Raw genomic sequence first — 11,132 nt, forward strand, 5'->3', positions numbered from 1 at the left:
TTAATCAAAAACCCATCGCTTTCTCTTCTTAGTGTGTCGGGGGGGTGGGGGGGGGGCCGGGCCGGGGGCGCGGGGGCGGCCCGGCCCCCCCCCCCGCGGCGGCGGCCCCCCCCCACGGCAGCGGTCACGGCCGGGTCGTCACCTTGTAGGTGGTCTTCGCGTCGGCGACGGTCCCGCCGTTCCTTGCTGTGATGGTGAACCTGCTGGTGCCGGTGGCGGTCGGGATTCCGGTGATGCCACCGGTGTCCTGGTTGAGGGTCAGGCCGCGCGGGAGGCGGCCGTCGGTGACCTCGTAGCGGATGGTCCGCGGAGTCGTCGAGGTCACCTTGAAGGCGTACAGCTTTCCGACCCGGGCGTCCGTCGGCTTCGACGTGGCGAAGCCCGGCGTCGGGGCCTTGATCGGCTGCGGGTCACCGATCGGCTGACCGGACGTGTCCATCTCCTGCAGCGTCCACTCGGCGTCCGGCGTGACCTCGCTCAGGTGCCAGTGCCTGCTCGCGACGCCCAGCTGCTTCTTCTGCTCGGCAGTGAACGCGCCGGATGCGCGCGCGGACTCCCACATCCGGACGGCGGCGAGCAGCACGGCGGTGTTCTGCCCGGACTGGAGGCTGCTCACGCTGGTCTCGAAGTTGATGCCGGCGTCGAGGGATGCCGCGTGCGCCAGGGTGTCCTCGATCTTCTGCGGGGCGTCGCCGCCCGAGAGCCCCTGCTGGCCCATCATCCCGGGCAGGTAGTTCGCCCGGTAGAAGGTATTGCTGCGGATGATCTGGGCGTAGCTCGTGGGGCCGATCTCACCCCAGCTCGCCCTGGACTGGGCGTCCCAGGTATTCGACGCGAGGTTGCTGCACTCGGTGATGAAGTTCTTGGTGGTGACCTGCCGGTGGACGCCGTTGACGAGCCGTGCGAAGCCGTAGCCGCCCCAGCCGTTGTAGCCGGTGCCTTCAAGCCCGTCGTAGGACGTGGCGTGGACGCCGCTGGTGTTGTAGGCGGTGGCCAGCCGGGTCGCGATCTCGTCGGTGATCGGCAGACCGGCCAGCGCGCCGCCGTAGCCGTTCTGGATGAGCCGGGCGACGGTGGTCCCGGCCGGGTAGTCCTTGGCCGCCGAGGACCACTGTGCCCGGCTCAGGCCGCTGACCTGCCACTCGGTGTTGCTGACCTTGGTGACGGAATCGTAGGTGATGAACTCGTCGCCGATGCGCAGCCGTTGACCGTCGACGCCGGAGGCCAGCAGGCCGTTGGCATCCACGTAGAGCGTGGTGTCCGCCCCGGCCAGCGGGCGGGTGAGCCGGGCGGAGCCGCCCACCGCGAGCCGTGGATCGGCCGGCACCTTCACGTACGGGTCGTTGGCATCGATGAAGGTGGACAGGGTGTGCACTCCGACCTCGATGCCCTCCTTCGCCGCCGCGGCCACCAACTGGGCGGCCGCCGCGTCCGATCCGCCGAAGGAGCCGTTGAACTGGTAGTGCCCGTGCGACACCCACGGCCCGTTGCCGCTGATCGCGTAGATGTTCCGCACCCCGGCCTGCGCGGCGAGCTTGGCGGCCGCTGTGACGGTGCCCGTGTCGAGGTCGTGGACCCAGAAGTGGGTCTGCGAGGTGCGCTGGGCCGCCTTCTGCCACTGGCCGTCCAGGGTGGGGTACGCCTGGTCGTGCTCCTTGGCGATCTGGCTGAGCACGGTCAGGGCGAGATCCGGCGCACTGCCGAACAGCGCGATCTTCGACCCGACGATCCGGCCCTCGGGCGCGGGCAGCGGGCCGAGCGGGATCTCGTAACCGTTGGTGCGCTGCCGGACCCGTGCCTTGCTGTAGTCGTAGGTGGTGGCGCGCAGGACGCTGCCCCACGTGGTCTTCGCGGCGACATTGCTCGCCAGCCACTCGTCCTTCACACCGGTCTGCAGGCCGTACGGATTCCATACGAGGTCAGGACCGAACCCGTACGCCAGATGCTCGTTCGGCCACCCGCCCACCGTCTTGTCGTTCAGCGGCCGGACCCCCATGACGAAATCGGAGTTGGCGACCACACCGGCCGTCTCGCCGATGGTGTCGTCGAGCGTCGTCGGCAACGGACCCCACAGCAGCGTCTGCACATCCACACCCGAGGCGGCTGTCAGGCCGATGACTTCAAGTGTCGAATGCGTGGGAAACCCGACGGCCTCCACCCGGATCGTCACGCTCTCGCCGACGAACTCCAGCACCTGCCGGTGGTGCGCCCGGTCGAGCGACACGACCCGTACCTTCGCGGGAACCATGTGCTTGCCGTCGGCCACCACGCTGACCAGCGGCACAGGGGTGTCCTTGGCCAGGTGGTCGGTGCCGTCACGCAGGTCCACCAGGCTGTCCACGTACCCGGAGCCGCTGATGCCCACCGACAGGAAGCCCGCCCCGATCCGTAGCGACGGGGACGTCTTGGTCCTGGCCGTTCGCGCGGCATGCGCGGGTCCGGCGGCCATGGCCACGGCCGTGGCCGAACTCAAGCCGCCGGCAACCAGAAAGCGACGCCTGTCCACATGTCCTCCTAGGTGAAGTGACTCTCGATGACGCGCGGGATCGCTGATCAACTGCCGGCGAACAGCTCATGGGGGCGCAAGGCCGGCAAACGTCGAGCGACGAACGAAGTCACCTGGATAGTTCGTATTCTTCAACGAAGATGGTTCGCGCTGTTCCGAAGAGCGGGATCGGCGGACGCCCGTGAGCCGGAGAGCCCACAGGCCTGCCCGTGCAGGGAAGTGCGCTTGCTTCTCCTGTGTAACTACCGCAGCACAAGTGCGGTCTAGCGTGCACGGCACCGAGGAGACCGTCAAGGCTTAGTTCGGATCTATTCCCGATGGCTCGGGGGCTCCACGGGGCGGTCCGAGCAGCCCTGCACGGGCGGCCCGGGAGGTATCTTGGGGGCCCAGCACTTGGTATTTCGTGACGGCATGCATCGGATACATGGAGCAACATGACTGGATCTTCCCGGCCCGCGTCCGCGTCCGCGGCATCGGAGACGGAGACCGAGGCGGCTCCCTACCGCCCCGGCTACGAGGTCGCGGCGGAGCGCATCCTGGAGTACGTCGCCCGGCAGGGGATGGGGCCCGGCGACCGGCTGCCGACGGAGAAGGATCTGGCGGCCGAAGTGGACATGAGCAGGACGGTGGTGCGAGAGGGCGTCAAGATCCTCTCGGCCCTCGGGAGGCTCTCGGTGGAGAAGGGGCGCGGCATCTTCGTGGCGCATCCCAGGAACGACCTGTGGTCCGACACTTTCTCCCGCTTCCTGCCGACCGACCCGAGCCGCGTCGGTGAGCTGTTCGAGTTCCGGCGCTTCACCGAGGCCGAGACCAGCGGGCTCGCGGCCGCGCGGGCCACACCGGTTCAGCTCAGGGCGATCCGCGAGGCGGCGCAGCGCTCGGCGGAGGCCGCCGAGCGCAACGACCACGAGTCGTTCGGCCGGGCCGACGCGGAGTTCCATCAGGCGATCGGCGCGGCAGCGGGGAACGCGTTCCTCTCCAGCCTGGTCGACGCGATCCAGCGGCTGCAGCGACAGGTCACCATCGTGGCTCTGGCCGACTCCGCACCGGGATCACTCGCCGGGGCCGCGGAGCAGCACCTGGCGATCCTGGAAGCGATCGGGGCCGGTGAGCAGGAACAGGCCGCCGCCCTCATGGCCCGCCATATCGACACGACGGAACTCCAGGTCCAGCGAGAGATCCGCAATCGCATTTTCGCCGCTCCCGCCGCTCCCGCCGGCCGGGACGGGGCGTGACCGCGGACGACAGCCTCGATCAGTAGCGCCCCGCCGCCCCGCCCCGCCGCCCACACCGGAAACGACCGGGCGACGGGGCGGTCGAAGCGTGCCGGGGTGGTGAACCGCGCCACCGACGCGTCTCGTTCCCGCGAAGCGAATCCGTCGAGGTCGGCGAGACTCTGACGGCATGTATCAGATCTATTGCCTCCCTGGTTCAGGCAATAACTCCGTCTCATCTCTTGACATGCCGTCGCGCGCGGACTTCCATACCCCAAGGTGCCCTGACGGGCGAACGCTGAGGGGAAGCGGTCGTCCCCGAGAGCAGCAGGACTCCGGGAAGAGTCTGAACCATGTGAACGGATTCGGTGGACGGTCGGCAGCGGGATTCCCTCTCTCGTCTCGGTACGAACAAGACAGCGACTCGGTACCGCCCCCCGGACAACGACGGGTAGGGGAAGTTGGACATGATGCACAATCCGATACTCACGAGAACCGCCGCCCTCGCAGGTGCTCTCCTCCTGGCCGGGTGCACGGCAGGCAGTTCCGGTACGAGTGCGTCCAAGGGCGACGGCGACAAGGTCACCCTGACCTTCCTCACCTTCGAAACGCCCAACCTGGACGCGAAGTACTGGGACGCCGCGATTGTCCGCGCCTCGGCGAAGGTGCCCGGGGTGACGGTCAAGAAGCTCGTGTCGCCCAGCGCCGACCGCACCGGGTACGCGAAGCAGCTCGACAGCACGGGTCAGTTCCCGGACATCATGATCGGCCTGAACCCCGCCGGATTCGCCGAGGCGGGCAAGCTGTCACCGTGGACGGACAAGGAACTCGCGACGTACGAGAACCCCCGCGCCAACACCTATGACGGCAAGGTCTACCAGCTGCCCTACGCCGCCCAGACGACGCTCGTTTACTACAACAAGAAGGACTTCGCCTCCGCCGGCATCAGCACACCGCCCCACACCTACCGAGAACTGCTCGACGACAGCGCCAAGTTGAAGAAGAAGGGCATCAACCCCTTCGTGGTCGGCGGTGGCGGCAAGGATTCCTGGGCCGACATGTTCCCGCTGATCTGCACGGTGGCCACCGACGTCTACAAGAAGACGCCGGACTGGCTGTCCCAACGCGCCAAGGACAAGGTCAAGTTCACCGACCCGGCGTTCGTCGCCGCCGCCCAGAAGGTCGCCGGCCTGGCGGACAAGGGATACATCGACCGCGCCGGCCTTTCCCGCTCCTACGCGGACACCGAACAGGCCTTCCGCGACGGAAAGGGCGCGATGTATCCGATGGGCAGCTGGTTCTCCGCCTCGGCCGACACGAAGAAGCCGGACTTCGACACGGGCGTCTTCGCGTGGCCCACGGACCAAGGGGCCCCGGCACTCCCGGGCGTCCTCGGCGGCGGGATGACGGTGAGCTCCAAGGCGTCCGACGTTCCCCTGGCCAAGAAGTGGGCCAAGGCATTCATGGAGGACCAGAAGAACCTGGACGCCGCCGTCAAGGCCGACGGGCTCATCATCGACATCAAGGGCTACAGCCCTCCCAGCACCATGGGTCCCGTCTACAAGAGGACCGTGGCCGCGTATCGGCAGGCCCAGAAGGACGACGGGATCGTCAACTCGTTCTCCCAGGAGACCGGTGACGGTTCCCTGCCGCCCGGCCTGGCCGACAAGGCCGCGGCCGGCGTCCAGAATCTCCTCGGCGGCCGCATGACGGCCCGCCAGTTCGGTGCCTACATGGACGAGCAGTGGGACAAGGCCACCCGATAATGCGCATACGCACCCTGACTCGACCGGAGGATTCCGCTGCCGCGCCCGAGGCGCAGGACACGGCAGCGGTCCGATCACAGGACACCCCCGCGCGGCAGCCGTCGCGACCGTCCCGGCGGTTCCGGCCGAACGGCGGACCGGGCCGCTTCGCTCTCTTCGCGGCTCCCGGACTGCTCGCCTACCTGGCCCTCGTCCTGGTGCCGATCGGCATGACCGCCGGCTACAGCCTCACCAACAAGAACCCCTTCAACCCGCCGACCCGGTGGGTGGGCCTGTCCAACCTCACGGGCCTGTTCTCCGACGACGATTTCCTCAAAGCACTTCAGAACACCGTCGTCATCACCGTGATCGTGACGCTGGTGACCAACGCCGGCGGCCTGGCGATCGCGCTGCTGCTCGACCGGCGCGGCTGGCTGTACAACGCTCTGCGCAGCGTGTTCTTCGTACCCGTCGTGCTGAGCGCCGTGGTGGTCAGCGTCATCTGGCAGGCGATCCTCGTCGACGACGGCCTGCTCAACTCCATGCTGCGACAGCTGGGGGTGAGCCATCCGCCGGGCTGGCTCTCCGACCCGAGCCTCGCTCTCTACACGGTCTCGTGGGTCATCGCCTGGCAGGGGCTCGGCTTCTGCGTGGTGATCTACCTGGCCGGACTGCAGGGCATCCCGCAGGAGTTGCACGAAGCCGCGGCCATCGACGGCTGTGGACCGCTGATGCGGTTCCGCCACGTCACCTGGCCGATGCTGGCACCCGCCGTCACCATCAACACGGTCATGTCACTGATCGGCGGATTCAAGGCCTACGACCAGATCCAGGTGCTCACCAACGGCGGCCCCGGCCCCGGCACCACGTCCACCCTCGCCTTCCAGGTGATCCAGACCGCGTTCAACGGCAACCACGTCGGCTACGCCTCCGCGATGGCCGTGGCGATGCTGATCCTGGTCGCGACCGTCTCCGTGATCGCGCTCGGGTGGCTGCAGAAACGCGAGGTGTCCGCATGAGCACGAACACGAAGACGAACCCGGACCTGAACGCGAGCATGAACAGGGGTGGGACAAGGGCGTGGATACGTCCGGTCGTCGCGCTCCTCGCCGGCCTGCTGTTCTTCCTGCCGATCTACCTCGTGCTGGTCAACGTGTTCAAGGACGGTTCGGCGATCGTGTCGAACCCGGTCGGCCTCCCGGTCCCACCGACCCTGGACAATATCCAGAGCGTGCTGTCGCGCCCGGACCACCTCTTCTGGTACGGGCTGGTCAACAGCACGGAGGTCACCGTGATCTCCATCCTCGTCATCACCGCGATCTCCGCCATGCTCGGCCACTACCTGGCCCGGTCGACCGGCTTCCTGTCCAAGGTCATCATGGTCGTCCTGCTCTGCGGTCTGATGGTGCCGCCCGCGGTGATCCTCACCCCGATCACCGAAGTCCTGCGCACGCTGGGGCTGATGAGCAGCGTGCCCGGACTGGTCCTGGCGTACGTCGGCTACTACATGCCGTTCGGGGTGTTCGTCTTCGCGGGCTTTGCCAAGACGATCCCCCGGGAGCTCGAAGAAGCAGCGGCGATCGACGGCGCCGGAGCGTTCCGCGCCTTCTGGCAGGTGGTCTTCCCGCTGATGCGGCCGGCCTCGGCCAGCGTGGTGATCTTCCTCGGCGTCTGGATCTGGAACGACTTCCTCAACCCGCTGATCGTCCTGGGCCCGGCGGCAGGCACCACGGTGACCGTCGGCATCTACCGTGCCATCGGCGAACACCAGGCGGACTTCGGCTCGGTCTTCGCCTTCATGTTCCTGGCGACACTGCCCATCCTCGTCTTCTACCTGGCCTTCCAGAAGCAGTTCGTCAAGGGCCTCACAGGAGGAGCGACGAAGGGCTGATACCGGCAGGTACGGCTGGGCATGTGACGGGGCGGGGACCGAAGCGAGCCCCGCCCCGTCACATGTCTCGGACTTCGGACGCTCGCGCCTCTTCACGCCCGTTCATGTCCTTTCACGTCCCTTCAGCGAGAGGCACTCCTCACCCCATGCATCCCACAGCACCCGTGCACACCGCCGTCGACGCACTGTCACTGGGTGCCGCCGCCCTGGGGAACCTGTTCCACGCGGTCAGTGACGAGGACGCGGCCGCCACCGTGGAGGCCGCCTGGAACTGCGGCATCCGTGCGTTCGACACCGCTCCGCACTACGGACTCGGTCTGTCCGAGCGCCGGCTGGGGGACGCACTGCGCACCCGGCCACGTGCGCAGTTCACGCTGTCCACCAAGGTCGGCCGCCTGCTGCGCGCACGCGCCGGACTGCCCGGCGACGACCTGGCGAACGGCTTCGCCGTCCCGGCCACCCACGAAAGGGTGTGGGACTTCAGCGCCCGCGGTGTACGCACCAGCGTCGAGGAGAGCCTCGCCCGGCTCGGCCTCGACCGCGTGGACACCGTCTACCTGCACGACCCGGACGGCCACGAGCGCGAGGCCTTCGACTGCGCCTACCCCGAACTGGAGCGGATGCGCGCGGAGGGCACGGTCGGCGCGATCGGTGTCGGCATGAACCAGACCGCGATGCCGGCACGCTTCGTCCGCGACACCGACATCGACGTGGTTCTGCTGGCCGGCCGCTACTCCCTGCTCGACCAGAGCGCTCTGGCCGCGCTGCTGCCGCTGGCAGCGCAACGCGGAGTGTCCGTGCTGGTCGGCGGGGTGTTCAACTCGGGCCTCCTCGCCGATCCCCAGCCGGGCGCGACCTTCGACTACGCACCGGCCCCGGCACATCTGCTGGACCGGGCACTCGCTCTGCGCACGCTGTGCGAGACCTTCGGGGTTCCGCTGCGGGCAGCCGCCCTGCAATTCCCGCTGGGGCACCCGGCGGTCGCCGGTGTGCTGCTCGGGGCACGCAGCACCGCCGAGGTGACGGACGCCACCGCGATGATCAGCCACCCCGTCCCCGAGGAGATGTGGCTCGCCCTGCGTGCCCAGGGTCTGCTGCCGCCGGGCGTGCCGATGCCTGTACCGACATTGATCTGAAACTCAATTCGCTGGAACACGCACACAAGGATGGTTGCAGAATGCTTGACAGGAGAAACTGCCTTTCTTTGTTGGCGGCCGCCGGAGTCGGAGCGAAGATCGCTCTCGAACCCACGGTCTCGCGAGCCCAACCGCTCGACGCAGGGGTTGCCGGAGCCAGCGGCCAGGCTGCGGAACTCAGCCGTGCTCTGCGTGAGTTGCACGGCTCCCTCCTGGTGTCGATGCGGGAATATGACGGCACGACGCTGCGCCGGGCCCAGCAATTCGACGGCGACCTGCTGACCGACGGACCGCGACAGTGGCAACTGAAGTGGGATACACGGCGGGTACCCGATGGTCACGGGTGGGAGGTCACCCTGACCTGCACCCTGGAGAAGGGGGCGGCAGAACAAACCGCGATCTCCGTGGATTTCCCCTTCGAGAGCTGGGAGACCGCCAACTATGTGATGATTCCCGGAATCATCTACAACGGAAATCGCTATCGCACCATCGGCAACGGATACAATCCGGACTATCCGGCCGACATGTACTACAACCCACAGACGCCGCTGACGATATCGAACAACCCGCGACTGGCCGTCGATGCTGCGGCACCTTCGCGGATCGAGCTGGCGACGTTCAGCACTGCCGCCCCGGCGATGAGCTTCTTCTCGCCCAAGTTCAAAAAGGGCTGGATCGTCCTCACCGAGCAGGGAACCCGCCTGGGCAACAGTGGACTCTCGGTCGAGGAGAGCGCGAGCAGGGAAAGCTGTGAATTCAGCATCTCGGCACCGGTTGTCCGCCGACAGGTGGCCGGTTTCGGCGATTTCCGGACGAGCGATGACAGGGCGTCGGACTGGGCTCCCGGTGACGCGGTTTCGATTCGCTTCCAGGTCTTTACCTTCGATGCCGACGGAATTCCGGCAGTCCTGCAAAAATTCATGGATGTGCGAAAGTCGCTCACCGGCCCCACCGTGCCTCGCAACCTGCTTCCGATGAGTAAGCTGGCCGAGCTCGGCACCAACATCTGCCGAGGAAATTTCACAGAGACCAAAGCGGGCCGCTACTACCTGCCGGAAAACTCCAGTCACTTTCAACTGGGCTGGGTGAGCGGAATGATCAACACTTACCCCATGCTGGCTCTGAATGACCCGACGGAACGGGGCAGGGTATCCGATGAGCTGGACTTCATCTGTTCCCGCATGAAGGGGCGGAGCGGATTCTTCTACGGCTTCATCAGCGAGGACGGAGAGATCCGATCGGAGAAGGCCCACCCCGACTTCCCTGCTGTGCAGGCGATGGTGCGCAAGAACGGAGACGTGCTCTTCTGGCTGATCAAGCATGTGATGCTCCTGAAGGCGCAAGGGCACGGCGACACCATCAAGGAATCCTGGGAACTGGCCGCGGGAAATCTGGCCGAAGCATTCACCCGGACCTGGCGAAAGCACGGAGAATTCGGTCAGTACATCGTGCCCGAAACAGGCGACATCGCCGTGTACAACTCGACGGCCGGCGCCATCGCTCCGGCCGGGCTCGCCCTGGCGGCTGAATACTTCCACCGTCCGGACTGGTTGGCCGCGGCCGAGGAAGCAGCCGAATTCTACTATGCGCGCGACATCAAGTCCCGTGGATTCACCAGCGGAGCGTGCGCGGATATTTCACAGGATGCGGACTCCGAAACAGCGTTTGGTCTCCTGGAGTCATTCATGGCTCTGTACCAGTACACCGGAAAGAAGATATGGCTGAATCGCGCGAAGGTCCAGGCCGCTCTGTGCTCGTCCTGGACTCTTGCGTACGATCCACTGTTTCCGGCAGGCAGTGATATCGCGCGGCTGGAGGGAAGGATGGCGGGCGCCGTTTGGGCGAGCAGCCAGAACAAACATGCCGCCCCCGGTGTCTGTACGTCCTCCGCCGACCACCTGTTCAAGCTTTATCGAGCTACTGGGGACAAGAAGTACGCTGAACTCATCAGCGATATCCAGCATGCCCACGCCGAGGCCGTCAACATGCCAGGACACATAACCACCGACTACCTCATCGGTTCGAGCATGGAGCGGATCCAGCCCAGCGATGCCGAGGGCAAGGATGCCGTCGGTGATTTCATCAGGACGAGAAACTCCTGGACCGAGACCAATGGTGTCTTGATGGCACTCGAACTTCCCGGAATCTACGTCCGGCCCGGGGAAGGAATTCTCGTTCCCTTTGATCATGTCGAGGCCGAGCACGTCAGCGAGAGCCGTCAGGCAGCCGTAGTCCGCCTGACCAACAACACGGCCTACGCGGCACGGGTGTCGGTACTGGCGGAAACGGCCCGCCAAGCCGCCCGCCCCCTTGGGTACACGGCGTTCCTCGACTGGCCGCAGGTCGAAGTCCCGGCAGATGGGTCGGTCACCGTGCGGATCACGAGGAAAGGCAAGGTCGCACGTCAAGCCTGATCCGGCCGTTCTCGCTGTGCACCCGTTCCATCAGCACCTTCGCCGGATACAGGAACATCATGCCGAGCACGTTGTCAGAAACACACGTTGTCAGAAACAACCGACCCGAATGAGCCTGTCCCCGTGACCACCATCGACGCCCACCAGCACGTCCGGGATCTGTCGGTGCGCGACCGGTTCGCAGGCACGGCCGCGCGGGTCCACGGTCTGTGACCCGCGGCAGGCA

Annotated in this window: 7 protein-coding genes; 6 read left to right on the forward strand and 1 reads right to left on the reverse strand. The window is 66.6% G+C overall.

From position 1 onward, the window contains the following. Nucleotides 1-124 precede the first annotated feature (124 nt). Nucleotides 125-2,449 (reverse strand): Ig domain-containing protein, encoded by a 2,325-nt coding sequence (locus tag ACFVH0_RS39300; RefSeq protein WP_385828228.1) that lies wholly within the window; start codon nt 2,447-2,449, stop codon nt 125-127. Between the two features lie 491 nt (nt 2,450-2,940). Between ACFVH0_RS39300 and ACFVH0_RS39305 the strand changes: the two genes are divergently transcribed. The 6 genes from ACFVH0_RS39305 to ACFVH0_RS39330 all read left to right on the forward strand — a co-directional run bounded on the left by ACFVH0_RS39305 (nt 2,941) and on the right by ACFVH0_RS39330 (nt 10,906). Then, nucleotides 2,941-3,741 carry a FadR/GntR family transcriptional regulator gene (locus ACFVH0_RS39305; protein WP_385828229.1) on the forward strand — a complete coding sequence of 267 codons (801 nt, stop codon included), beginning with the start codon at nt 2,941-2,943 and terminating at the stop codon, nt 3,739-3,741. Nucleotides 3,742-4,187: 446 nt separating this feature from the next. Next, on the forward strand, nt 4,188-5,486 hold the full coding sequence (locus ACFVH0_RS39310) for an ABC transporter substrate-binding protein (protein ID WP_385828230.1): 1,299 nt from the start codon (nt 4,188-4,190) through the stop codon (nt 5,484-5,486). Further along, on the forward strand, nt 5,486-6,484 hold the full coding sequence (locus ACFVH0_RS39315) for a carbohydrate ABC transporter permease (protein WP_385828231.1): 999 nt from the start codon (nt 5,486-5,488) through the stop codon (nt 6,482-6,484). Before ACFVH0_RS39310 ends, ACFVH0_RS39315 begins: the two co-directional genes overlap by 1 nt. 38 nt (nt 6,485-6,522) lie before the next feature. Then, complete coding sequence (locus ACFVH0_RS39320; protein WP_317862217.1) at nt 6,523-7,356, forward strand: carbohydrate ABC transporter permease; 834 nt, start codon at nt 6,523-6,525, stop codon at nt 7,354-7,356. 146 nt (nt 7,357-7,502) lie between these two features. Continuing rightward, nucleotides 7,503-8,492, forward strand: coding sequence for an aldo/keto reductase (locus ACFVH0_RS39325; RefSeq protein ID WP_385828232.1), 990 nt, complete (start codon nt 7,503-7,505; stop codon nt 8,490-8,492). Nucleotides 8,493-8,533: 41 nt separating this feature from the next. Continuing rightward, nucleotides 8,534-10,906, forward strand: coding sequence for a hypothetical protein (locus tag ACFVH0_RS39330; RefSeq protein ID WP_385828233.1), 2,373 nt, complete (start codon nt 8,534-8,536; stop codon nt 10,904-10,906). Nucleotides 10,907-11,132: the final 226 nt, after the last annotated feature.

The organism is Streptomyces sp. NPDC127117 (assembly GCF_042677325.1).
In the GTDB taxonomy this organism is placed as follows: Bacteria; Actinomycetota; Actinomycetes; order Streptomycetales; family Streptomycetaceae; genus Streptomyces.